Annotated in this window: 24 protein-coding genes and 1 pseudogene; 9 read left to right on the top strand and 16 right to left on the bottom strand. The window is 72.0% G+C overall.

Annotation, left to right across the window (positions count from 1 at the left end; all coding sequences use genetic code 11):
* Window positions 1-153: 153 nt before the first annotated feature.
* Window positions 154-897, bottom strand: a complete 744-nt coding sequence (locus tag ACGFWJ_RS04215) for an alpha/beta hydrolase (protein ID WP_392945002.1) — start codon at window positions 895-897, stop codon at window positions 154-156.
* Between the two features lie 434 nt (window positions 898-1,331).
* On the opposite strand from ACGFWJ_RS04215, the gene ACGFWJ_RS04210 reads away from it, so the two are divergent.
* Window positions 1,332-2,489, top strand: a complete 1,158-nt coding sequence (locus ACGFWJ_RS04210; protein WP_392944999.1) for a hypothetical protein — start codon at window positions 1,332-1,334, stop codon at window positions 2,487-2,489.
* Window positions 2,490-2,696: 207 nt separating this feature from the next.
* Here ACGFWJ_RS04210 and ACGFWJ_RS04205 read toward each other — a convergent pair whose 3' ends face one another.
* Together ACGFWJ_RS04205 and ACGFWJ_RS04200 are read right to left on the bottom strand one after the other, a co-directional pair.
* The gene (locus ACGFWJ_RS04205; RefSeq protein WP_392944997.1) at window positions 2,697-3,212 is read right to left on the bottom strand and encodes an NUDIX hydrolase; all 516 of its coding nucleotides are present in this window, start codon (window positions 3,210-3,212) and stop codon (window positions 2,697-2,699) included.
* Between the two features lie 73 nt (window positions 3,213-3,285).
* The gene (locus tag ACGFWJ_RS04200) at window positions 3,286-4,155 is read right to left on the bottom strand and encodes an acyl-CoA thioester hydrolase/BAAT C-terminal domain-containing protein (protein ID WP_392944994.1); all 870 of its coding nucleotides are present in this window, start codon (window positions 4,153-4,155) and stop codon (window positions 3,286-3,288) included.
* A gap of 195 nt (window positions 4,156-4,350) precedes the next feature.
* On the opposite strand from ACGFWJ_RS04200, the gene ACGFWJ_RS04195 reads away from it, so the two are divergent.
* Complete coding sequence (locus ACGFWJ_RS04195) at window positions 4,351-4,827, top strand: GNAT family N-acetyltransferase (RefSeq protein ID WP_392944991.1); 477 nt, start codon at window positions 4,351-4,353, stop codon at window positions 4,825-4,827.
* 134 nt (window positions 4,828-4,961) lie between these two features.
* On the opposite strand, the gene ACGFWJ_RS04190 is transcribed toward ACGFWJ_RS04195, so the two are convergent.
* Together ACGFWJ_RS04190 and ACGFWJ_RS04185 are read right to left on the bottom strand one after the other, a co-directional pair.
* On the bottom strand, window positions 4,962-5,498 hold the full coding sequence (locus ACGFWJ_RS04190) for a GNAT family N-acetyltransferase (RefSeq protein ID WP_392944988.1): 537 nt from the start codon (window positions 5,496-5,498) through the stop codon (window positions 4,962-4,964).
* A 55-nt stretch (window positions 5,499-5,553) separates the two neighbouring features.
* Window positions 5,554-6,090, bottom strand: a complete 537-nt coding sequence (locus ACGFWJ_RS04185; protein WP_392944985.1) for a GNAT family N-acetyltransferase — start codon at window positions 6,088-6,090, stop codon at window positions 5,554-5,556.
* Between the two features lie 231 nt (window positions 6,091-6,321).
* On the opposite strand from ACGFWJ_RS04185, the gene ACGFWJ_RS04180 reads away from it, so the two are divergent.
* On the top strand, window positions 6,322-6,579 hold the full coding sequence (locus tag ACGFWJ_RS04180; RefSeq protein ID WP_392944982.1) for a hypothetical protein: 258 nt from the start codon (window positions 6,322-6,324) through the stop codon (window positions 6,577-6,579).
* Window positions 6,580-6,583: 4 nt separating this feature from the next.
* Here the strand turns inward: ACGFWJ_RS04180 and ACGFWJ_RS04175 are convergent, their stop codons facing one another.
* Complete coding sequence (locus ACGFWJ_RS04175) at window positions 6,584-7,192, bottom strand: TetR/AcrR family transcriptional regulator (RefSeq protein ID WP_392944980.1); 609 nt, start codon at window positions 7,190-7,192, stop codon at window positions 6,584-6,586.
* Between the two features lie 55 nt (window positions 7,193-7,247).
* On the opposite strand from ACGFWJ_RS04175, the gene ACGFWJ_RS04170 reads away from it, so the two are divergent.
* Window positions 7,248-8,111 (top strand): alpha/beta fold hydrolase, encoded by an 864-nt coding sequence (locus ACGFWJ_RS04170; RefSeq protein WP_392944978.1) that lies wholly within the window; start codon window positions 7,248-7,250, stop codon window positions 8,109-8,111.
* Window positions 8,112-8,118: 7 nt separating this feature from the next.
* Here ACGFWJ_RS04170 and ACGFWJ_RS04165 read toward each other — a convergent pair whose 3' ends face one another.
* On the bottom strand, window positions 8,119-8,874 hold the full coding sequence (locus ACGFWJ_RS04165) for a hypothetical protein (protein ID WP_392944976.1): 756 nt from the start codon (window positions 8,872-8,874) through the stop codon (window positions 8,119-8,121).
* Between the two features lie 59 nt (window positions 8,875-8,933).
* Entirely contained in the window at window positions 8,934-9,692 is a 759-nt protein-coding gene (locus ACGFWJ_RS04160) for a BTAD domain-containing putative transcriptional regulator (protein ID WP_392944974.1), read from the bottom strand.
* A gap of 301 nt (window positions 9,693-9,993) precedes the next feature.
* Here ACGFWJ_RS04160 and ACGFWJ_RS04155 point away from each other — a divergent pair, with 301 nt between their 5' ends.
* The 3 genes from ACGFWJ_RS04155 (at window position 9,994) to ACGFWJ_RS04145 (ending at window position 12,360) form a co-directional block, all read left to right on the top strand.
* Window positions 9,994-10,404 carry a hypothetical protein gene (locus tag ACGFWJ_RS04155; RefSeq protein ID WP_392944972.1) on the top strand — a complete coding sequence of 137 codons (411 nt, stop codon included), beginning with the start codon at window positions 9,994-9,996 and terminating at the stop codon, window positions 10,402-10,404.
* Between the two features lie 437 nt (window positions 10,405-10,841).
* Window positions 10,842-11,258 carry a hypothetical protein gene (locus ACGFWJ_RS04150; protein ID WP_392944969.1) on the top strand — a complete coding sequence of 139 codons (417 nt, stop codon included), beginning with the start codon at window positions 10,842-10,844 and terminating at the stop codon, window positions 11,256-11,258.
* Window positions 11,259-11,388: 130 nt separating this feature from the next.
* A complete protein-coding gene (locus tag ACGFWJ_RS04145; protein ID WP_392944967.1) occupies window positions 11,389-12,360 on the top strand; it encodes a hypothetical protein in 972 nt (323 codons plus the stop codon).
* A gap of 52 nt (window positions 12,361-12,412) precedes the next feature.
* Here ACGFWJ_RS04145 and ACGFWJ_RS04140 read toward each other — a convergent pair whose 3' ends face one another.
* From ACGFWJ_RS04140 to ACGFWJ_RS04130, 3 genes are all read right to left on the bottom strand, one after another.
* Window positions 12,413-13,636, bottom strand: coding sequence for a helix-turn-helix domain-containing protein (locus tag ACGFWJ_RS04140; protein ID WP_392944964.1), 1,224 nt, complete (start codon window positions 13,634-13,636; stop codon window positions 12,413-12,415).
* A 136-nt stretch (window positions 13,637-13,772) separates the two neighbouring features.
* Window positions 13,773-14,165, bottom strand: coding sequence for a VOC family protein (locus tag ACGFWJ_RS04135; protein WP_387635458.1), 393 nt, complete (start codon window positions 14,163-14,165; stop codon window positions 13,773-13,775).
* Window positions 14,166-14,282: 117 nt separating this feature from the next.
* Window positions 14,283-14,987, bottom strand: a complete 705-nt coding sequence (locus ACGFWJ_RS04130; protein WP_392944962.1) for a TetR/AcrR family transcriptional regulator — start codon at window positions 14,985-14,987, stop codon at window positions 14,283-14,285.
* Between the two features lie 228 nt (window positions 14,988-15,215).
* Between ACGFWJ_RS04130 and ACGFWJ_RS04125 the strand changes: the two genes are divergently transcribed.
* Both ACGFWJ_RS04125 and ACGFWJ_RS04120 read left to right on the top strand, forming a co-directional pair.
* On the top strand, window positions 15,216-16,673 hold the full coding sequence (locus tag ACGFWJ_RS04125) for an APC family permease (protein ID WP_392945472.1): 1,458 nt from the start codon (window positions 15,216-15,218) through the stop codon (window positions 16,671-16,673).
* 39 nt (window positions 16,674-16,712) lie between these two features.
* Entirely contained in the window at window positions 16,713-18,353 is a 1,641-nt protein-coding gene (locus ACGFWJ_RS04120) for an amidohydrolase (RefSeq protein WP_387859345.1), read from the top strand.
* A 72-nt stretch (window positions 18,354-18,425) separates the two neighbouring features.
* Here ACGFWJ_RS04120 and ACGFWJ_RS04115 read toward each other — a convergent pair.
* From ACGFWJ_RS04115 to ACGFWJ_RS04095, 5 genes and pseudogenes are all read right to left on the bottom strand, one after another.
* Window positions 18,426-19,421 (bottom strand): annotated as a pseudogene (locus ACGFWJ_RS04115) (UDP-N-acetylmuramate dehydrogenase); the annotation flags it as partial.
* Complete coding sequence (locus tag ACGFWJ_RS04110) at window positions 19,394-20,467, bottom strand: serine hydrolase domain-containing protein (protein WP_392944959.1); 1,074 nt, start codon at window positions 20,465-20,467, stop codon at window positions 19,394-19,396. The gene ACGFWJ_RS04110 and the pseudogene ACGFWJ_RS04115, both read right to left, overlap by 28 nt.
* Window positions 20,464-21,771 carry a UDP-N-acetylglucosamine 1-carboxyvinyltransferase gene (locus tag ACGFWJ_RS04105; protein ID WP_392944957.1) on the bottom strand — a complete coding sequence of 436 codons (1,308 nt, stop codon included), beginning with the start codon at window positions 21,769-21,771 and terminating at the stop codon, window positions 20,464-20,466. Before ACGFWJ_RS04105 ends, ACGFWJ_RS04110 begins: the two co-directional genes overlap by 4 nt.
* Window positions 21,772-21,773: 2 nt before the next feature.
* Window positions 21,774-22,511: a hypothetical protein gene (locus ACGFWJ_RS04100; protein WP_392944955.1), complete on the bottom strand. Its 738-nt coding sequence runs from the start codon at window positions 22,509-22,511 to the stop codon at window positions 21,774-21,776.
* 103 nt (window positions 22,512-22,614) lie between these two features.
* The gene (locus ACGFWJ_RS04095) at window positions 22,615-23,928 is read right to left on the bottom strand and encodes a helix-turn-helix domain-containing protein (RefSeq protein ID WP_392944953.1); all 1,314 of its coding nucleotides are present in this window, start codon (window positions 23,926-23,928) and stop codon (window positions 22,615-22,617) included.
* Between the last annotated feature and the right edge of the window lie 114 nt (window positions 23,929-24,042).

Below are 24,042 nucleotides of genomic sequence, written 5' to 3'. Positions count from 1 at the left end.
TACTGGCGTAGTGGCGTAAACCCTTTTCCGGGGTCTGCTCTGGAACCGTCGGCCGGCGCCGTGGGGGACTCCATCGGGGTCTGCAGCGCTCGCCGAGCGGGCGTCCGCAGGCCGGCACGGCCTACCGCATGGTGCCGGCCTGCGGACGTCGTCTCACTTCAGGTGGCGAGCGAAGAAGCGGGCGCCGGCGTCGAGTTCGTGGTGCGGGACGCCGGTGTGGCCGCCCATGTTGGCGTGCAGGGTCTTCTCCTTCGAGCCGAAGGCGTCGAACAGGTCCAGGGCGGCCTGGCGGGGGTTGCCTTCGTCGTCCCACTGCAGCAGGACCTGCAGCGGGATGGTGACCTGCCGGGCCTCCGCGACGATGGCGGCGGGAACGAGACTCCCGGCGAAGAGACCGGCGGCCGCGATGCGCGGCTCGACGGCCGCCAGCCGGACGCCGATGGAGATGATTCCGCCCTCGTAGCCGACCGGGCCGCCGATCTCGGGCAGCGCAAGGAGGCCGTCGAGCGCCGCCCGCCACTCCGGGACCGACTTCTCGACCAGCGGGAGGATCAGCGCGTCGACAACCTCCTCGCTGACCGGCTCGCCGGCCTCCATCGCCCGACGCAGGTCGGCGCGCGCCTGGTCGGCGGCGGCCCAGCGGGGACGGTCGCCGCTCCCGGGCAGCTCGATGGTGGCCGAGGCGAAGCCGTACTCCGCCGCGTAGTACCGGGCCCGCCCCGCCAACCGGGGGTACATCCTGCCCAGCCCGAGCGGCGGGGGACAGATCAGGATCAGCGGCGCCGGCTCGGACGCGGAGGCGGACGCGGGCGTCCACAGGATGCCGGGGACCTCGCCGAGGGTGAACTCGCGCTCGACGACGCCGTCGTCGAAACGCTGCTCAGAAGTGAAGTGCATGGTCGTGCCTTTCGGGAGTGCTCACAAATGGCGCTCCCGGACGACGACCTATCGCCCGACCGTGACCCCGGAGGGGAGCACCCATGTCGATACTGCGTTCACGGGTACCACCTCCTCGTTCTCTTTCACGGCCACCGGAAAGGTAGCAGCGGTCGCCGTGGTGGGCCAAATGGTTCACCGGCTGAGGTGTCAGGAGTCGAAGAACCGGATAGAGCTGCTCGTCGCTGCCGTCCTCGGGGAGGCGCCCGGTGGTGGACGCGGTACTTGTGGTGCATCCAGTCCTGGAGGACGGAGACCGCCTCGCCCGTAACGGGGAGGGTGGAGTCTATTCGGCGCTGCCGGTGGCGACGTGGGTCAGCAGGGGGGCGTAGTGGGAGGGGTTGGCGTCGAAGGTGCGTGCGGGCGGGATGGATCGTGCGCCTATGATCTGGCGAATGTCGCCCACCGTGCTGCTGATCGATCTCGCCGTCGTCCTGTCGGTCGCCACCGGTCTGTGGTTCGGGCCGCGGGTGTTGGGTGGGACGCCGCCGGTGCGGGCCGGGTGGACGGTGCGGCCCGAGGTGGGGCTGGCGGTGGTGGTGGGCGCCGTGTACCTCAACCAACTGGTGTGCGCCGCCTACGTGGTGAGGGTGCACGGCGGGGACGCGTCGTTCGTGGCGCGCTACCTGCCGCCCGGGTGGTTCGCCCAGCCGGTGGGGAACCCGGTGGTGCGGGCGCTGGCCGAGTGGATGCCCGCGCCGCGGCTGTTCGGGCCGAGTGTGCTGCGCGTGCAGGCGTTCCTGGAGCTGCCGTTCGTGCTGTTCGCGTACGGGACAGCGCTGCGGCGGCTCAGCCCGGCGCTGTACCGGGCGGCGCTCGGGTCCGCGCCGCTCGCGTGGGCGGCCGCGCTCTCCTACACGGTGGTGTTCGGGGTGGTGGAGTGGGCGCTGCGCAACCCGTGGACCGTCCAGGACGTGCTGATCCGCGCGGTCTCCGCCGCCGTCACCGCCCCGCTGGTGCTCACCCTCGCCCGCCGCGACCGTGACCGGGGAATGGAACTCCGGCCCGGATTGGGAGGGTTGCTGCACTTCGCCGTCTCGCTGTGGGCACTCGGCGGGCTGGTGATGGTGGTGTACGACACCGCGCTGCTCTACAACTCCGCGCACCTGCGCACCCGTTGGCCCGAGGCGCTGCTGTGGCTCGCCGTGCTGGCGGTCACCGCGCGGTGGCGGCCCACCGCCCCGAGGCCGGTCGGGCCGGCCACGGCCGCGCTCGCCACGGTGCTGCGCCGCGGCCTGGTGCTGTTCCTGGTGCCGGCCCTGGCGGTGCGCTACGGCCTGGGCTTCGCGCACCTGCAAGTGGCCCTCGGCGGTGGGACGTTCACTGCCGTCGGCGCGCTGTGCCACCGCCAGGTCCGGTTCGCGCTGCTGCCGCTCGCGCTCGCCGCGACGGCCGGACTCGGCGCAGCGTACCTGGCCCTGCACGCGGTCGCCGACACCTACCCCGAGAGCGGCCTGCTCCGGGCGGTGGTCGTCTGCCTGGCCACCGCCGCGCTGGTCTGCGCCCTTGCCGACCGCCTGGCCGACAACCCGCCTGCGGCGTCAGTGATCTGAGGAGTCGATCAGCGCCTGGACGCCGTCCAGGATCCGGTCGAGCCCGGACTCCAGCGGGTCGGCGGGCTCGGGGGCCCAACGCGCCGGCGGCGATCGCGCGGGTGAGGGTCGGGAAGCGGGCGGGAAAGCGGGCGGCGTGCCGGTCGAGCAGGTTCCAGTGCTCGCGGCTGCTCACCCTGGTCCGCACGATGCTCCGACCCCTGCCCGTCACCCGGCCCCCGAGTCCGAGTCCGCGTCCTCGTCGAAGTCGCCCAGGTGGAGCGGCACTTGGCCGATGCCGTCGCGGAGCAGCTCGGTCAGGTGGTGGGCCAGCCGGCGGGGGCGGACGGTCTGCTCGGTGGTGGCCAACTCATCGATGCTCCACCAGTGGTGGCCGTAGCGGGCCTCCTCGGTGTCGATCCGCGCCGCTGCCGCCTCGGCGGCGGTGAGGCGGCAGAGGCGGTACTCCTCGGACTGGTCGAAGTGCCGGCCGTCGACGCTGAACCGGGTGCGATGCGTCCAGGCGAGCGGGCCGAGCCGGTCGGCCACCACCGTCAGCGTGGTCTCCTCGCGCAACTCCCGTACGGCGGCGGCCAATGCGTCCTCGCCGTCCTCGATCCCGCCGCCGACGGTGAACCACCAGCGGGCGCCGTCACGACGCGGGTCACGGCCGCAGAGCAGCAGCAGGCGGTCGCGGTCGTCGAGCAGCAGGATGCGGGAGGTGCGGCGCCGGTGCGGGGTCATGGGGCGCCACGTTACCGGCGGCCCTTGTGCGCCGGCCGGACCGGCAGCGGAGTCGCGGCGAAGTCGGCCTCCGTCAGCCGGAGTTGAGACCCGGACGAAGCAGGTCGAGCATGGCGGCCCAGGCTGCTTCGCCGAGCAGGGATTCGCCGTGGGCCGTCCCTCCGTAATCAAAGACCGCCGAGGGCGCGGCGGGGCCTTCGCCCGGGAAGCGCAGCCGGTGTCCGGCGTCGTCGCGGCTCACCAGGCGGACCTGGGCGCCAACTGCTCGCCGGCGTGCGGCCAGTTGCTCGGCATAGCGCAGGGACGGCCACATCCGGTCGTCGCCGCCCGCGACCAGCAGGAGGTCAGCGGACATCTTCTCCACCGGGATCGCGGCGGCGTCCAGGCGCTCGGCGTAGGTCCGCTCGCTGAGTTCGTACCAGCCGAGGATCGCCACCGGACCGTCGCCATGCCCTTCGGGCTCCCAGCGGTCGCCGGCCAGCGGAACGAAGGGCACCGGCTGCCCCTGCCACGTCCAGGAGGACCGCCAGGGCTGGTTCTGCCCGTCCAATCCCGGGCCCACGTTGCACCAGACCAGCGAGGTCGGCGAGAGGGCCACCACCGCGTCGACACCCGGATCATGGATCGCCGTGAGCATCGCGGCCTCGGCGCCCTTCGACACGCCGAGGATGCCGATACGTTCCGCGCCACGGGCTCGCAGCAGATCGACGGCCGCCACGAAGGTCTCGAGCGGCACCTCGCAGATCCCCGGCGGCTGCCCCGGCCCGCCGAACCAACGGATGGCCAGCGCAAGGAACCCCTGCTCGGCGAGCAGCCTCGCCCGCACGCGGTCCACCCGCCCGCTCGACCCGGCCAGCACGAGGACGCCCGTGCCGTTGCCCGCGGCCGGCTCCATCAGGACCCCTTCCCAGGGGGTCGTCAGTTCGTGTTCGACAACGGTCACGGATCTCTCCTGATTCGGAAGGGAGTTGAGTTGAAGGCCGGCCAAGGAGTCGCACAGGTGGGCGCGTTCGGCAAACTCCGGGCGGGGCCGGAGACGGTCTTGGAACGATTGTGCCGGGTGAGGGAAGGTCGGGTGTCTGACATGCTGGGCGCGTGACAACGACCGGTTCTTCGATCCGCCTGGCGCGTCCTGAGGATGCGTCTGCTCTGGTGGCCCTGCAGCAGGCGCTGGACCACGAATCGGAGTTCATGCTGCTGGAGCCCGGCGAGCGGGAGCCCGATCCGGAGTCGGTGGAGGCGCGTCTGGCCGGTTGTGCCGACGGGCCGGGACCCGTCGTATCTGGTCGTGGCGCTGACCGGGCCGGTGCTGGTCGGCTATGTCGATGTCACCGTACTGCCCTTCACCCGGGCCCGCCGGAGCGGCTACGTGGTGGCCGGTGTACGCGCCGATCACGCCGGCCGGGGCCTGGGCCGGGCGCTGATGGAGAGCGCGATCCGGGAAGCCGGCTCGCGCGGGATGGGCCGTCTGGAACTCACCGTGATGGAACACAACCACCGTGCTCTCGGTCTCTATCTGCGGTGCGGCTTCCAGGTCGAGGGACTGCGAAGGGCCGCGCTCGACGTGCACGGCCGCCGAGTCAGCGAGTACTACATGGGACTGCTCCTGGACTGAGCCCTCGATTCAGGGTCTGGCCGACCTCGGTCGCGGCGGAGAGCACCGTGCACGCCGCGAGGACGGTCAGGGGCCGGCTGCCCGAAGACCTACCGCACGCCCTGATCCTGAACGGCGGTGCGCGGGTGGGGAGTTCAGCTCGGCCGGCGGACGCCGAACCACTGCTCGGCGGCGAACTCCTCGAACCGCTCGACCTCGGCGAACCCCAGCTTCGTCGCGAGCCGCATCGCCCGGTCGTTGGCGGACTGCGTGCAGAGCACCACCGGCTCGCCGGGAAGCGCGCCGTCGAACCAGCCGAGGACGGCCGTGCACGCCTCGGCGGCATACCCGCGTCCCCACGCCTGCGGCAGGAACAGGTAGCTGAGTTCGGCCTCCCCGCCCTCCGGACGGACGTGGCCGGGGCGGTCCGCGTCGCGCCGGTCGAGCGTGACGAGACCGATGGCCGTGCCGTCGAGCTCGACCGCGAACAGGCCGGGCTGCCGGGTCGGCGTCTCGGGCACTGCCCGCTCGACCTCCGCGCGCGGACGCGCGCCGCCGAGGTACGTACGGACCTCGGGCGAGCTGAACAGGTCGACCACCGCGGCCCGGTCGCGGGCCTCGGGCTCGCGGAGGACGAGCCGCTCGGTGCGGATCGGGGCGGGCGGCCAGGCGGTGACTCCAAGATCGGTCATGCCCGAAAACCTACCGCACGCCCTGATCCTGAATGGCAGTGCGCAGGTGGGGGGTTCAGCGGGGCCGGCGGACGCCGAACCACTGCTCGGCGCCGTACTCCTCGAACCGTTCGACCTCGGTGAACCCGAGCTTCATCGCGAGCCGCATCGCCCTGTCGTTGGCGGTCTGGGTGCAGAGCACCACCGGCTCGCCGGGGAGCGCGCCGTCGAACCACTCGAGCGCGGCCGTGCACGCCTCGGCGGCGTATCCGTGGCCCCACGCCTGCGGCAGGAACATGTAGCCGAGTTCGGTCTCCCCGCCCTCCGGGCGGACGCGGCCGGGGCGGTCGGCCGGGCGCACCTCCAGGGTGACCAGGCCGATCATCGTCCCGTCGAGCTCGGCCACGAACACCCCGGACCGCTGCCCGGGCACCTCCGGCACCGCACGCTCCAACTCCTCGCGCGGGCGGGCGCCCCCGATGTGCGTCCCGACCTCCGGCGAGGCGAACAGGTCGACGAACGCGGCCCGGTCGCGGGCCTCGGCCGGCCGGAGTACCAGCCGCTCGGTGGCGACTGGAGCGGGTGGCCAGGCGACAGTTCCATGATCACTCATGCCGGGCAACCTACCCGAGGCCGCTCGACTTGCGGGCCGGAGCAGCCAGTTCGGGGATCGCCGCCGCCCGTAGTGCTCTACGGGGTCGGCAGTCGGCCGGGCGCGGCCGGTCCGGCGGCGCGGTCACGTACCTCGACGACCGGCGTCGGGGCCGACCGGACGGATCGTCAATCGGCAGGCGCGAACACCTGGTGCAGGAACGGATCGTCAATCGGCAGGCACGAACACCTGGTGCAGGATGGGGTCAACAGCGTGCTCCAGGAAGAAGCTCTCGTGGTCGACCCCGCTCTCAAAGCCGCCCTGGTCCGCCTGCGGGCCGTGAAGTCGCAGCGGCCGACCGGCGCGGAGCCCCGCGAGCTGGCCGACTGGTGGGAGAAGATCGCCGATGTGCTGGATTCGCTTGCGGCTGTATTCCTCTTCGAGGACGACCGGGTCAAGGCGGCAGCGGAGGCCGAGGCGGCGCGGGCCCGGGCGGACGAGATCAGGTAACGCCTCAACCGGCAGGCGCGAACAGCTCGTCGAGGTGGTGGGTGAGGACGGCGAGCGCGGCCTCGCCGTCGCGTTGGCCGCCGAGGACGCTCTGGCCGAGGCCGTTGACCATGGCGGCGAGTCCGGCGGCGGTGATCTCGGGGTTGCGGGCGGGGGAGAGGGAGCCGTCCTGCTGGGCGGCGTGGAGCTGCTTGGTGAGGAAGGACTCCAGCAGGTCGGCCTGGCCGGTGCCGTGCTTCTCCAGCGCCGCCGGGTCGTTGAGGACCAGGGCGTAGTACGCGGTGTAGGTGCGGGCGATGCGCCGGCTCTCGGCGTCGGTGGGCAGGATGCAGGCCAGCACGGCGGTGATCAGCGCGCGCGGGGTGGGCGGGCTGCCGGCGGCGGCGATCCAGCGGGCCATTCGGGCCTGGAGTTGGGCGCCGAGGCGGGCGAGTGCGTCGAGCAGCAGGCCCTCCTTGGTCTCGAAGTAGTACTGGACCAGCCGCAGTGAGACACCGGCCTCGGCGGCGACCGCGCGCATGCTGGCGGACTGCAGTCCTTGGGTGTCGGCGATCCGGAGCAGCGCCTCGGCGATCTGCCGTCGGCGCTCCTCGTGTTCGACCTTCGTGTTCATGATCCGGCCTCCCTGGTACACCCGTATCATGCCGTGATACACATGTACCATGCGAATGAGCGAGTTCAGGAACGCCCAGGCCGCCGCTCGATTCCAGGCCGCCTACGACCATGCCCTGGCTGCCCTCTGGCCCGGCCCGCGCACCGCCATCGACGTCCTCGGGCCGTACGGCACCACCCGCGTCCACCGCACCGGCACCGGCACCGAGAGCGGGCGGCCGATCGTGCTGCTCGCAGCTTCCGGCGGCAACTCCCTGATGTGGCACCACCACCTCGGCCAACTCGCCGAGCACCACCCGGTGTTCGCCCTCGACCCGATCGGCGAACCGGGCGCCAGCACACAGACCGCGCCGATCGCCGGCGGCGCGGACGCCGCCGCCTGGCTGGACGGCGTCCTCGCCGAACTCGGCCTCACCGACGCCCACTTGGTCGGCTGCTCGTACGGCGGCTGGGTCGCGCTCCAGCACCAACTGCACCACCCGGGCCGGGTTGGCTCATTGACGCTGCTCGACCCGGCCGGATTCAACGGCTTCGGCTTCCGCTTCTACGCCTGGCTGATCGCCGGCGGCCTCGCCGCGTCCGCACCCCGCGCGCTGCGGCCCCGGCTGGCCCGCGCGGTCGGCAACAGTGCCGTACTGGAAGAGGAGTTGATGCGGTTGTCCCGCGCCGCGATGGGCTTCCGCCGCGCCCTGCCCGTCCCGCCGGTGCTCACCGACGAGGAACTGCGCCGGATCGACCTGCCCGCACTGTTCCTGCTCGGCGCGCGCAGCGCACTGCACGACTCCGCGGAGGTCGCCGCCCGGCTCGAACGCGTGCTGCCCAGTGCCCGGGTGGAGATCGTCCCGGACGCCGGGCACTCGCTGCCGATGGACGCGCCCGACCTGGTCACCGAGCGGATCCTCGCGCCGAGCCGGACCTGACGCCACGTCACATCGCGCTCCGCCCCGCGCCGTTGGCGTTTCGAACCGCCACCGCGCACTGCCAAGTCGCGTACAGCAGAACCGCGGTGACGGCATCCATCAGGACGTTGACCACTGGCTGAGTCAGCTGCATCGTGATCACATAGAGGTAGCTGAAGCCGCTGTCGAACGAGGACATCGCCATCGAGAGCGCGAACGACGAGACCACTGCCGGGATCAGCGTGATGGCGATGACCCGCAGCACCGTCCGCCAGTCGCCGCGCAGCACCGCCCAGGCCCGGCGCACGCCCGCACCCTCCATCAGCACCGCCGTCGGCAGCAGCGTGAGTGCGATCGCGCCGAGCAGTGCGGCCAGATCGAGCACCATGCCGCCCGGCGGGAGTATCAGCGTCGAGGTGTTGTTGCGGACGGACTCGGGGAAGAGGAGGATCACCGTGATCACCAGATAGCGGGCGCGCGGCACCAGCAGGGCCACGGCCAGCAACGCCACCCCGGCCCCCGCCGTACCCAGCAGGCCCCGGCGGCCCGACAGCAGCTCCAGCTTCGGCGCCCACACCAGGGCCGAGACCGCCGCCCCGACCAGTATCGGCAGCACCAGGGTGATCGCCAACGGGGCTTCGACCGCCGATCCGATGAACCGCAACGCCCACTCCGCGACCACCGGCACCAAAGCCAACAGCAACAGCCGCCACCAGCAGGCCGCAGCCCGCGACTTGACGATTCCCCACCAGCTCGCGTCCGTGCGCGTCTCTTCGTACACCACGCGGTGAGGGTAGCGGCCCGCGACCGGAGCGGTGGCCGCCGGGGTTCGTCGAGCGGGCGTCAGGACGCGGCCCAGGTGAGCACCGCGGTGCCGCCGTGCAGGATCTGGCGGTGCACCTCGCGGAGTTCGGGGCCGGGTTCGACGCCGATGGCGTCGGCGAGATGGCGCCAGACCCGGTGGTAGGCGGCGAGGGCCTCGGAAGGGCGGCCGGAGCGGGAGAGCGCCGTCATCAGCAGCGCCCAGAACCGTTCCCGGTCGGGGTGGCGTGCGGTCAGCTTGCGGAGCTCGGCGACGGCGGTGCCGGTGCGGCCCAGACGGAGCAGCGCCTCGACGCGCAATTCGCGGACATCCAGGCGGAGTTCGGAGAGGCGGACGGCCTCCTCGTGGTGCAGGACGGCACAGGCGATGTCGGCGAGTGCCGGGCCGCGCCACAGTGCCAGGGCCTGATCGAGGGAGCTCAGGCCATCGCCCGGACAGCCCTCCCGGACCTCGTGCGCGCCGTGCTCGTACAGCCGGACGAACCGGTGGGCGTCGAGCTCGGCATCGGTGATCGACAGCCGGTAGCCGCCGGAGCCGGTCTCCAGCCGCGGCCCGAGCGGCCCGAGGGCGCGCCGCAGCCGCATCACGTAGCTGCGCAGCGTGGTGGCGGCACCGGCCGGCGGGCGGCCGTCCCAGACGAGTTCGGCCAGCGTGTCACTCGGAACGAAGCCGGGCCGCAGTAACAGGGCCGCCAGCAGCACGCGTTGGCGGGCGGCCGGCAGTGGACGCGGTCCGGAGTGATCGGAGATCACCAGGGGGCCGAGTATCCCGAAGTGCATCTGTTCCTCCTCGTGTGCGGGTGGACCCGGGACCGCGGCCCGGGACGGGGAGTTGTCGATCGCCCCTGCCTACCCATGGTTCGACGGAGCGAGCCACGTCGATGCCGCCGATCAATCAATTCCGGTCAACCGGACAGCCGGACCCGCAGGTCGGGGCGGGTTCCTGGACGCCACACAGGTGCGACGGGTATGCCACGGGCCTGACGAAGGATGGGCTTCGCGGGGCCACCGATCACTGGAGGGGCCCGCGACCACTCCGGTGCCGGATGTTCCGGCACCGCTGTTGAGGGAGGACCACGGGATGCGTCTTCGCAAGCTCATCGCGGCGGCCGGCATAGCCACCACGGTGGCCGGCTTCGGCCTGGTCAACGCCGGTGAGGCCTCGGCCTTCAGTGTCGACTGCAGCAACTACAACGCCTGCCTGTACTACAACTCCGCGGCGTACGGCTACGGCGCCTACTACGAGCAGCAGCCCAACATCCCGGACTACGCGGGCCTCACCTTCCGCGCCGGCAACAACGGCAGCTCCGGCGCCGGTGTCGCGGTGAAGAACCACGCTGCGGCCGTCGACAACCGGTGGATCGGCAACTTCACGATCTACTACAACAGCAACTACAACTGCTCCGTCGCCTGCCAGACCATCGGGGCCAACACCCGGGTGGACCTGAACGCCTCGGTGAAGAACAACAACGCCTCGGGCAGCTTCGGCTGAGCCAACGCATCAGCAACTGACTGAACGTCAGTAAAGCTGCGGCCCCGGGTCGTTCGCGCGACCCGGGGGCCGTGCTCCGCTCCGGCCGGTCGGCCCGGGCCGGGGTCGCTGCGCCGCCCCGACGTCGAGGAGTACCCACCCATGCCCCGCCGCAGGCGCATGACCTAGTGCCGCAACAGGCAACCTTTGCCCCGTCGCGGCCCGATGCATCCCGCCTGGACGCACCGCCAGAGCACCCAAGTACACCCAGTACGAGGGCGCTTCGGCGGCACGCCCAGCCGGGCGCCTCGGGCCGCTCCTTGACGGGCGAAAGTTGCCTGCCGCGGCACCAGCTGCGCGCCACGGGGCCGACGAAGCGGGGCCACCGAATGCTGGAGGGCCCCGCGGCCACTTTGGTGCCGGACGTTCCGGCACCGTTGTCGAGGAAGGACCACGGGATGCGTCTTCGCAAGCTCATCGCCGCGGCCGGCGTCGCCACCACGGTGGCCGGCCTCGGCCTGGTCAACGCCGGTCAGGCTTCGGCCTTCAGCGCCGACTGCGCCGGGAACACCCATGCCGTCTGCCTGTACTACAACGACTCCGCGCACGGCTACGGTGCCTACTTCATGCAGACCGGAGACCTCCCGGGCTACACCGGTTACACCTTCCGGTCCGGCCTGAACGGCACTGCCGGTGCCGGGGTCGCGGTGAAGGACCACACCTCGGCCGTCGACAGCTGGTACGGCGGCAACTTCACCTTCTACTACGGCGGCGGCTACAACTGCTCCATCGCCTGCCAGGTCATCCCGCCCTGGTCCAGGGTGGACCTGTACACCTCGCTGAAGAACAGCAACGGCTCGGGCCAGTTCAACTGAGCCGACGCCTCATCGGCCTGTTCACGTCAGTGAAGCTGCGGTTCGCGCGGCCCGGTTGGCCGCCGCTCCGCCCGATCGGCCCAGGCCCCAACTGCTCTGCCGCCACCACGACTTCGAGGAGTATTCGCCCGTGCCCCGCCGCCCGCGCCCTTCCCGCCGTACCTCCGGCCTGCTCGTCCTGCCGCTGCTGCTGGCCGCCGGCTGTGCGGGCGCCAACGCCGCTTCGTCGCACGCCGGTTCCGCGAGCCTGCCGCCGCTGCCGAAGCCCTCGGTGGGTGTCGCGCCGGTGACCGACTCCGCGAATGCGCTGCCGCTGCCGCTGGACGGCTACCTGCTCAACCCGGCACAGATCGCCTCCGTGCAGCAGGCACAGGCGAAGCTGGTCGACGCCTGCATGGCCGGGTTCGGTCTGGACTTCCACTTCCCCCCGGCGCCCAAGGAGCTGCGCGAACCGGACGCCCCGACCACTCGGGTCGACGGACGGTACGGCCGGCAGAACGCGCAGTTGATGGTCCGCTGGGGCTACCACCCGGAGGGCGGCACGCCCGCCGACGGCGGCGTCCAGAAAACGACGCCACCCCCGGAGGTCATGGTGGCCGAGACCGGAACCGACAAGCCGACGGAGCGGTTCGGGCCCGGTGGGCAGGTGATCAACGGTCACAAGGTGCCCGAGCGTGGCTGTCTGGGGCAGGCCAACCGTCGGCTGACCGGTACCCCCGACGGGCAGATCGGCGACCCGCAGAGCGCGATCGACGCGAAGTTCCGCACCATGGGCGCCGCGCAGGACGATCCGCGCACGCAGGCCGCGTTCGCGCAGTGGGCGGCGTGCATGAAGGAGCACGGTGTCGCCGAGTACACCGATCCGCTTGCGGCGATGTCCGACTCCGAGTGGGCGCGCACCCCGCAGCCCGGCGCGCGCGAGCTGAAGGTGGCGGGCGCGGACGCCGACTGCCGGCACCGCGCCAACGTGGTGGGGATCTGGTACAGCGTCGACTACGCCTACCAGCAGGAAGTCGTGGACGCCGACCCGGCCGGGATGGCGAAGATCAAGGCCGGGCTGGAGACGCAGGTCCGCAACGCCGCTGAGGTGCTCGGAAGTTGACGACGGCCGCCGTTCGCCGGGACCCGCAGGTGGGCGGGCCCCGGCGCTCGGCTCAGCCGTTGATCGGATAGCGGCAGGCCTCCGCACGGGCGGCCTGCAGGGCGTCGCCGGTGAGGGTGTCCGGCCGGCCGGTCTGCCCGGTGCCGACCAACAGGGCGTCCGAGACATCGGTCGGCGCCTGTCCGCCCAGGCAGGCGGCGGCCACTACCGGGACGTCCGGCTGCCCGTCGGCGGCCGAGCCGGGCTGCCAGGTGGTGCGGAACTCCTGCTTGGCGGTGGTCATCGCCAGCTGGTGCCAGTGCGGCCGGTCGGCACCGCGGTCCTGGTAGTAGGCGGCGAACCCGACGATGCCCAACTGGTGCCCGCTGACCGAGAGTTCGACGCTGGTCGGGTCGGCGGCGAAGGGACGGGCGGTGAGTGCCAGGTCGGACGGGCCGGGGAGCCCGCCGGGACAGGCGGCGGGCGGCAGTTCGCGCGGCGGGTTGCCGTGGACGACCGCGGAGGAGATGTATCCGTCACCCAGCTTGAACCAGCGCACGTCCGGCGAGTTGCCGGTGGCGTCGATCACCACGTCGCCCAGGCAATAGGCGGTGAACTTCAACCGGCAGCCGGCCGGGAGCTCCTGGAGCACCTGCCCGCCCAGTGAGGGCGCGTCCCGGACCCGGGTGGTGTCGGTGTACGTCCGGCCGCCGAAGCCGCCTTTGCTGCTGACGGGTTTCGGGCATCCGGGCGGGAGCAGGGCCAGCCGGTCCGAATTCTCGGTGGAGAGGTGGAGTGCGAACATGCTTCCCGCCAGCGCCGTCACCACTCCGGCGGCCAGTGCGACCCGGCCGCGCCACGGCCGTTTCGGCACCGGCTGCGCGATGTCGAGCGAGACCGTGGTGAACGCTTCGGCGGGTACGGATAAAGAGCCGAGCGGAGTGGTCGCGGTGGCGGTTGCGGTCATCGTGGCGGTGGACTCCCGTACCGCAGCGGCGAGTTCGGCATCGGCCGGCTCGCGACGGAGGTCGGTGAGTTCGGCTTCCAGCCGGTGCCAGCGGCGGCGCCAGTCCTCCTCGTCGCCCTGGCAGGCGCCGACGAAGGCGAGCGTGACCTCCAGGCTGGGGCGGCGCAGACCGGCGGCGGCGTCGCTCAAGGTGGTGGCGCTGAAGCCGGCGACGCGGGCGAGGGACCGGTAGGTGGGGTTCCCGACGGACTCCCGGAGCTCGCGCAGGCCATGGGCGAAAGCCTGCAGTGGCCCGTCGGTGGGGTCGAGGGGGCGTGGTCTACGGGCCAACGTGACTCTCCTGCAAAAGGGGACAAGGCGGGCGTTCGTATAGACCAGATACAGCCCGCCATTCTCCATGATCGGAGAGCGACCGACAACTAAAAGTTTCGTAATCGAAGGGTGGAGACGTGGTACGCCCCTTCGGTCACGGCCCGGGGCGGACGATCTGCACCAGATTGCCGCAGGTGTCGTTGAACACCGCCGCCGTCACCGGCCCGAGTTGGGTCGGCTGCTGGGTGAACTCCACGCCGAGGGCACGCAGTCGCTCGTACTCTGCCTGCACGTCGTCCACCGCGAACGAGACGGCCGGAATGCCGTCCGCGACCAGTGCCGCCTTGTACGGCGGGACGGCCGGGTGTCCCGACGGTTCGAGCAGCAGCTCGGTGCCCGCCGGCTGCTCCGGCGACACCACCGTCAACCACCGCGCCCCGCCGCCCAACGGCACGTCGTGCTTCACCACGAACCCCAGCACCTCGGTGTAGAAGCGCAACGCCCGCTCCTGGTCCTCGACGAACACCGAGGTGATGTAGATCCGCATCCCGCCGCCCTCCAAGCCTCGCCGCCGACCCCCCGACCCTACGGCCGACCGCGACCCCGGCCGCCGGCGGCACGCCGGGCGCGGACGAACGCAGAAGTCCCGTTCGGAGTGGGGAGTTCACTCCGCGCGGGGGAGCCGGGCGGCCAGTGAGGTGAGGAGCAGGTCGAGCGCCAGCGGGTAGGCGCTGCGGCGCATGTCGGCGGCGAGTAGGTGGGTGGTGGCGGCGATGTGGGGGTGGGTGGTGGGGGAGAGGGTGCGGTAGGCGGTGTCCCAGACGGCGAGGTCGGCGTGCTGGGCGGGCGCGGGGAGGGCGAGCATCGCGGAGTCGAGGACGGCGAAGCCCAGGGCCTGGTCGATGAAGGCGTGGTACAGGCTGACGGCGTCCGGGTCGGGGAAGCCCGCGTCGCGCAGGATGCCGAGCATGGTTTCGATGGCGCGGATCTCGTTGGTGCGGCCGGTGGTGCGGTACGCGGCGAGGACGGCGGCCTGCGGGTGGGCGAGTGAGTGGGCGTGGATGCGCAGGCCGACCTCGCGCAGGTCGGCCTGCCAGTCGCCGGTGGGCTGCCAGCCGTGCAGGCCGCGGCCGATGAGTTCGTCGGCGACGGCGAGCAGCAGGTCGTCCGCGCTGTGGAAGTAGCGGTAGATCGCGCTCGGGTCCGCACCGAGCGCCGCGCCGAGGCGGCGGACGGTGAACGCCTGTGCGCCGTGCTGGCCGACCAGGCGCAGCGCGGTGTCGATGATGACCTGCTCGGAGAGCATGGTGCCCTGCTTGGTGGGGCGCCGCCGCCGGCGTGCGGCCTCGGGGACGACTCGATCGCTCATGGTCGTGGAGCTTACGACAACAGCATTGACGTGTGAAGCGGAGCGCAGGTTTCATGGCGTGCCACCGGCCCTCCCGCCGGAGCACCCCCCACCCCGGCGCGCCGCCTGCTTCGCGGCCCGCCGTCGCACCTCCGCGCCCGCCGCCGAACCCGGCCGAAGCGTCCCCAACTCGCGCCCGCCGCACGGGCGTTCCCCCATGACTGAATCGGTGGTGATCCCTTGGCAACGATGCTCAAGGACAACGGCAGCAGTACTTCCACCCCGGACGCGATGCGCAAGTCGGTCGGCGTCGGCGCGGTGGTGGTGATCGCCGCGTCCAGCACGGCCGCCACCACCTCGATCGGCATCGGCCTGGGCCTGATGGCGGGCGTGGTCGGCCTGCACCTGCCGGCCATCATGCTGCTGGCGTTCCTGCCGGTGCTGGGCATCGCCTGCGGCTACGGGCGGCTCAACCGGGTCGAGCCGGACGCGGGCAGTTCGTACCGCTGGGTGGGCCGGGTGCTGAGCCCCTGGCTGGGCTTCCTGACCGGCTGGGTCAACATCCTCGCCACCATCGTCTTCATGGCGTACACCACCACGGTGACCGGCTCGGCGATCATCCAACTGGTCGGAAAGGCGGGCCTGCACGCGCTGCCCGGCGTGGAGCTGGACGCGGACTCCAGCCTCCAGTGCACACTGATCGGCATGCTGGTGCTGGTGGGTGCGACGGTGGTCGCGGTGCGCGGACTCGACCTGGCAGCGGCGTTGCAGAAGTACCTGCTGATCTTCGAGTACGCGGTGCTGATCGCGTTCTGCGGGTACGGGCTGATCGCCGGCGACCAGCCGTTCAGCCTGTCCTGGTTCAACCCCTTCGAGCTGACCTCGCTGAGCACACTCGCCCAGGGCATGGTGCTGGCGGTGTTCTGCTACTGGGGGTTCGAGTCGGTGTTCAGCGTCGGCGAGGAGGTGCGCGACCCGAAGGACGCCACCCGCGGCGGCCTGTGGTCGCTGCTGCTGATGCTCGGCCTGTTCCTGTTCGCCGGCACGGCCTTCCAGCGGGTGCTGCCGCTGGACGAGTTGGCCGACAACGGCGCCACCGGCCTGGCCTACTTCGCCGAGAAGCTCGCCGACCAGCCGCTGGCCGCACTGCCGCTGGTGGCCCTGACCTGCTCGGCGGCGGCCTCGCTGCAGGCCTCGGTGATCCCGACCGCGCGCGGCGCGCTCGCGATGGGCCGCGACGGCACCCTCGGCAAGGTGTGGACGCGCCTGCACTCGCGCCACCGCACCCCGTCCACCGGCACCTGGCTGATCACCGGCATCTCGCTGACGCTGGCCAGTCTGTCGCTGGTGATACCGACCGTCACCGAACTGATCTCGGCGACCGTCAACGCGATCGGCATCGTGGTCGCCCTCTACTACGCGCTGGTGGCGATCGCCTCCGCCGTGCGGTTCCGGCACCTGCTGCGCGAGGACTTCGTCGAGGGCCTGAAGGCGGTCGTCGCACCGCTGCTCGGCGGATCGGTGCTGCTGCTGGTCGGCGGCTACCTCGCCTGGACCTTCTACGACTCCACCGACCACTTCGAACTCGCCGCCGACAACGGCTGGTTCGAGCTCTCGGTGCCGGTGCTGATGATCGGCTCCGGACTGCTGGCCGCGGCCTGGTCGTGCTGGGGGCGCCGCTCGCCGTACTTCACCACCAACAACTGACGTAACGTCACATCCCCTGTGCCACTTGGAGATTCCCGCATGAACCACGCCGACCTGGTCTTCACCGGAGGGCCGATCCACACCGGCGACGCCGCCCGCACCCGGGCCAGCGCGCTGGCCGTCACCGGCGAGCAGATCACCGCCGTCGGCCACGACGAAGTCCGGGACCTGATCGGCCCGGGCACCGAAGTCGTCGACCTGCACGGCAAGTTGCTGATCGCCGGCTTCCAGGACGCGCACATCCACGCGGTCTACGGCGGCAACGAGATGGCCTCCTGCGACCTCACCGGCACCGTCACCGTCGACGAATACCTGCAGCGGATCGGCGAGTACGCGGCCGCCCACCCCGAGAAGGAGTGGATCACCGGCGGCGGCTGGTCGCTGGAGAGCTTCGACGGCGGACTGCCGACCCGGCAGCTGCTCGACCGGGTGGTGCCCGACCGGCCGGTGCTGCTCGCCAACCGCGACCACCACGGCGCCTGGGCCAACTCCCGTGCGCTGGAAGCCGCCGGGCTCGACCGGCACACCCCGGACCCGGCCGACGGCCGGATCGAACGGGAGGCCGACGGCACCCCGAGCGGCATGCTCCAGGAGGGCGCGGTCGGCCTGGTCGGCCGGCACGCCCCGTCCGCCACCGCCGCCGACCTCCTGGCCGCCCTGCTGAGCGCCCAGCGGATGCTGCACTCGCGCGGCATCACCGCCTGGCAGGACGCCCTGCTCGGCGAGTTCGGCGGCAACCCCGACCCGTCCGACGCCTACCTCACCGCCGCGCAGGACGGCACGCTGACCGCCCGGGTGGTCGGCGCACTCTGGTGGGACCGCGAGCGCGGCGCCGACCAGATCCCCGAACTCGTCGCCCGGCGGGAGAAGTACAGTCACGGACGGTTCCGCGCCGGGGCGGTGAAGATCATGCAGGACGGCATCGCGGAGAACTTCACCGCCGCCCTCACCAGCCCGTACCTGGACGGCTGCGGCTGTGCCACCGGCAACAGCGGCCTGAGCTTCGTCGACCCGCTCGCGCTGCGCGAACACGTCACCGCACTGGACGCGCTCGACTTCCAGGTGCACTTCCACGCCCTCGGCGACCGCGCCGTCCGCGAGGCACTGGACGCCGTCGAGGCCGCCATCACCGCCAACGGCCGGCGCGGCAACCGCCACCACCTGGCCCACCTGCAACTCGTCCACCCCGACGACGTGCCCCGGTTCGCCGCACTCGGCGCGATCGCCAACATCCAGCCGCTGTGGGCCGCCCACGAACCCCAGATGGACGAACTCACCATCCCCTTCCTCGGCCCCGAACGCGCCGCCTGGCAGTACCCGTTCGGCGACCTCCTGCGCGCCGGCGCCACCCTCGCCGCCGGCAGCGACTGGCCGGTCTCCAGCCCCGTCCCGCTCGAAGGCCTGCACGTCGCCGTCAACCGCCGCGAACCCGAAGCCGACCCCACCACCCCCGTCTTCCTCCCCGACCAGCGCCTCGACCTCGCCACCGCCCTGGCCGCCTACACCTCCGGCACCGCCCACCTCAACCACCTCGACACCACCGGCACCCTCCGCCCCGGCCACCTCGCCGACCTGGTCGTCCTGGACCGCGACCCCTTCGCCGCCCCCGCCGAAGAAATCGCCGAAACCCGCGTCCTGCGGACGTACGTGGGTGGCCGGGCGGTCTTCACCGCAGAGTAGGCCGCTGCCGGCCGCCGGGTTCGCACCGGTCGTTGACGAGCCACGTTCCGACAACGACCGGTCCGGCCGCAGCGTGATCGAGGTCGCCGCCTCGACGCGTTCGGCGAGGGCGGTCAGTACGCGGGTGAAGTCGCTCGCGGTGGCGTCGCCGTGGGCGCTGAGGGTCAGGGTGCGGGCCTCCGAGCACCGGACGTTCTCGGTGATCCGCCGGCCCGGGTGGCAACCGGCGAGTTCGAGGAACCACCCGGCGCCGGCCCGCAGTTGTCCGTCGCTGTCGGTGTGGACCGGGCAGCCTGCGGCCGACCAGCGCTCTGCCTGGACCGCGGTGACGGCAGGATTGAGGAACACGGAGCCGACCTGGCGGGCGTCCGGGCTGTGCGGATCGAGAAGCAAGCCGCGGCGGTGGCGGTTGGCGAGGACCGCGGCGGTGACTTCGGCGACGGGAGGAGTGGCCCTGGCCCCGGCGCCGAGTTCGTCGATCAGCGGCCGGTAGCGGATCGGTGCGGGTGGGGTACGGAGGAGCCGGACGGTGACGGTGAGAACGGTCCAGCGGCCGGGGCTGTTCTTGAACCGGCTGTCGCGGTACCGCAGGCGGCAGGCCCGGCCGGGCAGGGTGCGCAGGATGCCCGATTCCCAGTCCCACGCGGTCAGGTGGTCGAGGACGTCGCCGATCTGCTGACCATAGGCACCGGCGTTCTGGACCGGTGCGGCGCCGACAGTGCCGGGAATCCCGGCCAGGCACTCCACCCCGGACAGTTGTTCGGCGGCGGCCCAGGCGACGAGGTCGGTGAGCGGGTGCCCCGCCTGCGCCGTCGCCAGTACGGTGCCGTCGGCCTGCTTCTTCACGCTGATGCCCCGGGTGTTCATCACCGCGATGGTCCCGGCGTGCCCGGAGTCGGCGCCGATGACGTTGCTGCCGTGGCCGAGTACGAGCGGGCTGAACTCGCCACGGCCGCGGACGGTTTGGACAAGCTCCGGCCAGTCGGCGGGATCGGACAACCGGAGTGGTTCGTCGATCGGCCCGCCCAGTCGCAAGGTGGTCAGGGACGCGAGCGTGGTGCGGGGCACGGCCGGCCCTCCCGGGGTACGTCGGTGATCGCCCTGAGAGCGACGGCCCGCAGTGGGGCGAGGCGGGTGCGGTTGTCCTGGTGGTGGTACACGGCGTTGGTGCAGATGGCCAGATAACGGCCGGTGGCCGGGGAGAGGTACAGGCTGGTGCCGGTGAAGCCGTGGTGGTACGCGACTCGGCCGCCGTCGGCGAGGATCCAGGCCAGGCCCCGGCGCAGGCCGGGCTCGATCTCGGCCACCGGGTGCAGGCTGTCGGCGAACCAGCGGCCGAGATTGTCGTCGGCCGGGGGTGCGGCCAGTAGGCGCATGGCGAAGACGGCGAGGTCGGCGGCGGTGGTGAACACGCCCGCGTGGCCGGCGACTCCGCCGAGCAGGGCGGCGTTGTCGTCGTGTGGGGTACCCCAGAGGCGGGGCCCGCCCGGCAGTCGCTGCTCGGTCGGGGCAACGTCGCGGGAGCGGGCGACGGGCCCGAACGTCGTGCTGTTCATGCCGAGGCCGCGCCAGAGGTCGGCGGCGAGTTCGTCCAGGCGGTGGCCCCGGGTGTGGGCCAGGGCCAGGCCGAGGAGAACGAAGCCGCGATTGATGTAGCGGTGGCCGGTGCCGGGTTCGGCGATCAGTGGTTCGCCGCAGATCAGTTCGGCGAGCGGTTCGGTGCGGCCCCGGTACTGGTCGAGGCGGGTGTCGGCGCGCAGTCCGGAGGTGTGGGTGAGGATTTGGCGCGGCGTCACCTGGCCGCCGGGCGCATCGGCCGGGATCGGCGGCAGCAACTCACGGACGGGGGAGTCCAGGCCGAAGCCGTTGGCGCGGGAAGTGCCGGCCAGCGGCCAGGTGGCCAGGATTTTCGTCAGCGAGGCGACGTCGTACACGGTGTCCGGTCCGGGCCTGGCGTCACCGCATTCGGGGGCGACAACGCCGGCGCTCAGGTAGCCGGGAGCGGTGTCGGCGGTGCCGTGGGCGATGACGCCGCCCGGCACGATGCCGTCGGCGGTCAACAGCTCCAGGTGCTCGCCCAGTTCGGCGAGCGCGGTCGATTCGAACGGCGTCATGTCATCTCCTGATTGACCGTCAAGTCAGCGCCGAGATCGGCGAGTTTGGGCAGAAGGCAGCTGTAGCCGCGTCGCAGGTGATACAGGCCGCGGATGGTGGACGTGCCCTCGGCGGCGAGGGCGGCGATCACGAGCGCGGTCCCGGCGCGGATGTCGTCCCCGGTCACGTCGGCGGCCTTGAGCGCGGTGCGGCCGCGCACGGTGATCACCGGGCCGGTCGCGTTGACGGCGGCTCCGAACGCGGTCAGGGCGGGAAGATGGGTGTCGCGACGGGTGTAGACCAGCTCCTCGATGCGGGAGATGCCGTCAGCCTGGGTGAGGTAGGCGGTCAACTGGGGCTGCGCGTCGGTCGGGTAGCCGGGGTGCGCGCCGGTGGCCATTTGGACGGGGCGGGGCCCGGACGGTGCGTCGATCGTCGTTCCGCCGTCGATCGGGTCGAGCCGGATACCGGCGCTGGTGAGGACGGAGGCCAAGCCGTCGGGGAACGCGGCAGCGGGGAAGCGGTCGAGGTGAACGGTGCCGCCGGTGATCGCGGCGGCAAGGGCGAGCGTCGCGGCTTCCAGACGGTCCGGTGGGACGGTGAAGTCTCCACCGGCGATGCGGTCGGCGCCGGTGACGTGCAACGCGGCTCGCCCCTGCCACTCGATCGGGACTCCGGCGCTCGCCAACAGGGCTGCGGCGTGGATGACTTCGGGCTCCACGCTGGGGTTGAGCACCGTGGAAGTGCCCGGCGTGCGGGCGGCCAGCAGCATCGCGGTCACCGTCGCGCCGAGGCTCGGGCCCCACGAACGGGTCTCGGCATCGGTGACGAACGGCCGCCGCCTACCGGTGAAGCGGGCCCGTACCAGGCCGTTGTCCACCTCGACCGCCGCTCCGGCGGCCTCCATCGCGGCCAGGTGCCGGTCGATGCGGCGCACACAGAAGGCGTCCCCGCCGGGGGTGGGGAAGGTGACCTGCCCGGCGCGGGTCAGCAGAGCGCCACCCAGTACCGGGGTGGTGCGGATCCGCCTTCCGAGGTCGTCGGGGACGACCGGCAGGTAGCTCGTGGCGGGGCGGGTGGTGAACTCCTCGCCGGCCACGGCGGTCGGGGTACCGGTGCGGTTCAGGATCTCGGCGACAACGCCGGTGTCGAGGATCGCGGGAGCGCCGTGCAGGACGAGCGGGGCATCCGCGAGGATCGCGGCGGCATAGAGGTGCAGGGCGATGTTCTTGCTGCCCTGGACGGTGGTGCTTCCGGTCAGGCGACGGCCGCCGGTGATTTGCACGGCCAGTTGATCGGTCATGGTGGTACCGGTGATGGACATGGTCACCTTCCCTGGCTTCCGGCGGGGAAGAATCCGCCGACCTGGGTCCTCGGGTAGAGCAGGGTGTGCGCGCCGATCAGCGTGGCGGGCTGGAGCACGGTGCCTGCGGGGACGATCACGCCGTCGCCGATCACCGCACCGAACTTGGTCTGGCCGGTGGGCAGCCGGCGCCCGTCCAGGTACGCGCAGACCTCCTCGGTGGCCGGTTCGGTGACCGGTCCGGAGGTGATCCGCAGGCCGGTGGTGGAGACGAACGCGCCGATGTTGACGCCCAGCCCGAGCACGGAGTCACCGACGAAACCGGCGTGCTTCATGAACACCCCGCCGGTGAGCAGGGACCGGGTGATCTCGGCGCCGTGGCCGATCCGGCAACCGGGGCCGATGACGGTGCTGTCGCGTACCCGGGCACCGGCCTCGACCACCGCGCCGGAACAGACCAGCACCGGTCCGGTGACGAACGCGCCTTCGGCGATGACAGCCCCGGGCGCCACGATCACCCGGCCCCGGACGGTGGCGCCGGGTTCGACGACCCCGGTGGCCTCCGGCAGTTGGACGCCCAGGCGTCCGGCCAGCAGGTCGGCGACGGCCCGTTTGATGTCGAAGACCGTCGGGCAGCGCAGCAGGGACCGAACCAGCGGGTCTGCCACCTTCGTGAGGTCGATGTAGTAGGAGGGGCTGAGGCGTTCGTCGGCGAGCGCGCGGGCGGAGTTCGGCTGGGGTGTGGTGCTGAGTGATGCCATGGGAGGGCCTTCGGCAGCAGCGGGAGCTGTGGACGTGCCCAGTGAACCGCCGAAGCCGGGGCAGGATCCGTAGTCGGGCTCCGGGCCGTAGTACGGCTACGGGTCAGCCCAGTTGCACGCCCGCCCGGGCGGCGAAGTCGCGTACGCCCGGCAGCCGGCGGTCGTGCCTCAGCAGCTGAGTGGCCAGTTCGCGGACCGCACCGCGCCGCATCTCCTGCGGGGCGGCCGCCTCGGCGGCGAGCAGCGCCCGGTAGCACTGCTCGGGCCTGCCCCACTGACCGAACGCCCTGGCGACGTCGGTGAAGAACCGGGCCTGGCGCTCGGGCGTCGGCAGCGTCGTCGGGTCGATGGTGCGCGCCAGTTCGATCGCGCGCCCGGAATCGCCCAACTCGTAGTGCACCGAGACCTGGTGGAGTACGGCACCACGTGTGCCGTCCACCATGCCGGAGCCGCGCCCGGCCGCGGCCGCACTGTCGGCGGCCTCCCGGATCAGGGCGTACGCGTAGGCCCGGTCGCCCGTCTTCGCGGCGGTGTAGGCGGCGGTGGCGTACAACTCGCCGCGGGTGGCGAGGCGATCCCGCTCCGGGACGGTGGTGTCGGCCAGCAGATCCTCGGCCGCGACTACTACCAGGTCGGTCGCACGGGCGAGACTTCCCTGACGGCGCCAGGAACTCGAGACCATTCGCCGGGCCTCGGCGGTGACCAGCGGATCGCCGCCGGAGCGGGCGGCGGTCAGCGCCCGGTCGGAGGTGATGGCGACGAGGTTGTTGTCGCCGACCTTGATGCACAGCCTGGTGGCGATGTTGAAGAGCTGCGCCACCGCGCGGGCGCGTTCCTCCGGTGCCCCGACCATCTCGGCGGCGGCGATCCGGCCGGGCAGGGCGCGAGCCAGGGTGTCGTACCGGGCGTCCTTGAACTCCCGACGGGACGTCAGAACCGAATCGCCGACGGTCTTCCGGGTCGGGTCGGTGCGCGGGGCCGGGATCCGCCCGGTGCCGTACAGCAGCAGGTCCTCCAGGTCCGAGAGACTGCCGGCGGTGGCACTCGCTGTCGGTGCGCTCACGATCGGCGCGAAGAGGGCGGCGGCCGCCGCAGTCACGACCTGGCGGCGTCGCACATCGTCCTCCTCAGGGCCGGAAGTGCTCGCCAGCGTAGCCGAGGGCGGCTTGCGGGAACGGGATCTCACCCGATCGACGGCGGGCTGCGGCAACGCGATCAGCTCGGACAGCTCCGCGCCCAGCAGCTCGGACAGCCGTTGCAGGATCGTCAGGTCCCTGACCTGCTGCAGGTCCCGTTCGACCTGCGACATCCAGTCCTCGCTGCGGTCGAGTTCGGCCGCGAGTCGAATCTGTGTCCAGCCGAGTCCCGCGCGGCGAAGCGCGACGAACCGGCCGAACGTGACGCCGCTGTTCCCCACGCCGGACCCTCGGCTTCCGTGTCGGCTCCGCTACGGACCGCTACCGTACCGATCGGCGGCCTTCGATCGGTAGTGAACGCGCCTGCCGCACCGGCCGGGCAGTGTGTCAGGGCG

Source organism: Kitasatospora sp. NPDC048407, from assembly GCF_043200475.1.
In the GTDB taxonomy this organism is placed as follows: domain Bacteria; phylum Actinomycetota; class Actinomycetes; order Streptomycetales; family Streptomycetaceae; genus Kitasatospora.
Note: the sequence above shows the minus strand (reverse complement) of the source record. Positions and strands in the feature narration are given on the sequence as shown.

What these genes read in the sequence shown, in the direction of transcription:
- ACGFWJ_RS04215 (WP_392945002.1), bottom strand. Translation starts at nt 897, where the DNA reads ATGCACTTCACTTCTGAGCAGCGTTTCGACGACGGCGTCGTCGAGCGC.
- ACGFWJ_RS04210 (WP_392944999.1), top strand. Translation starts at nt 1,332, where the DNA reads ATGTCGCCCACCGTGCTGCTGATCGATCTCGCCGTCGTCCTGTCGGTC.
- ACGFWJ_RS04205 (WP_392944997.1), bottom strand. Translation starts at nt 3,212, where the DNA reads ATGACCCCGCACCGGCGCCGCACCTCCCGCATCCTGCTGCTCGACGAC.
- ACGFWJ_RS04195 (WP_392944991.1), top strand. Translation starts at nt 4,351, where the DNA reads ATGCGTCTGCTCTGGTGGCCCTGCAGCAGGCGCTGGACCACGAATCGG.
- ACGFWJ_RS04190 (WP_392944988.1), bottom strand. Translation starts at nt 5,498, where the DNA reads ATGACCGATCTTGGAGTCACCGCCTGGCCGCCCGCCCCGATCCGCACC.
- ACGFWJ_RS04185 (WP_392944985.1), bottom strand. Translation starts at nt 6,090, where the DNA reads ATGAGTGATCATGGAACTGTCGCCTGGCCACCCGCTCCAGTCGCCACC.
- ACGFWJ_RS04175 (WP_392944980.1), bottom strand. Translation starts at nt 7,192, where the DNA reads ATGAACACGAAGGTCGAACACGAGGAGCGCCGACGGCAGATCGCCGAG.
- ACGFWJ_RS04170 (WP_392944978.1), top strand. Translation starts at nt 7,248, where the DNA reads ATGAGCGAGTTCAGGAACGCCCAGGCCGCCGCTCGATTCCAGGCCGCC.
- ACGFWJ_RS04160 (WP_392944974.1), bottom strand. Translation starts at nt 9,692, where the DNA reads ATGCACTTCGGGATACTCGGCCCCCTGGTGATCTCCGATCACTCCGGA.
- ACGFWJ_RS04155 (WP_392944972.1), top strand. Translation starts at nt 9,994, where the DNA reads ATGCGTCTTCGCAAGCTCATCGCGGCGGCCGGCATAGCCACCACGGTG.
- ACGFWJ_RS04150 (WP_392944969.1), top strand. Translation starts at nt 10,842, where the DNA reads ATGCGTCTTCGCAAGCTCATCGCCGCGGCCGGCGTCGCCACCACGGTG.
- ACGFWJ_RS04135 (WP_387635458.1), bottom strand. Translation starts at nt 14,165, where the DNA reads ATGCGGATCTACATCACCTCGGTGTTCGTCGAGGACCAGGAGCGGGCG.
- ACGFWJ_RS04130 (WP_392944962.1), bottom strand. Translation starts at nt 14,987, where the DNA reads ATGAGCGATCGAGTCGTCCCCGAGGCCGCACGCCGGCGGCGGCGCCCC.
- ACGFWJ_RS04125 (WP_392945472.1), top strand. Translation starts at nt 15,216, where the DNA reads ATGCTCAAGGACAACGGCAGCAGTACTTCCACCCCGGACGCGATGCGC.
- ACGFWJ_RS04120 (WP_387859345.1), top strand. Translation starts at nt 16,713, where the DNA reads ATGAACCACGCCGACCTGGTCTTCACCGGAGGGCCGATCCACACCGGC.
- ACGFWJ_RS04110 (WP_392944959.1), bottom strand. Translation starts at nt 20,467, where the DNA reads ATGACGCCGTTCGAATCGACCGCGCTCGCCGAACTGGGCGAGCACCTG.
- ACGFWJ_RS04105 (WP_392944957.1), bottom strand. Translation starts at nt 21,771, where the DNA reads ATGTCCATCACCGGTACCACCATGACCGATCAACTGGCCGTGCAAATC.
- ACGFWJ_RS04100 (WP_392944955.1), bottom strand. Translation starts at nt 22,511, where the DNA reads ATGGCATCACTCAGCACCACACCCCAGCCGAACTCCGCCCGCGCGCTC.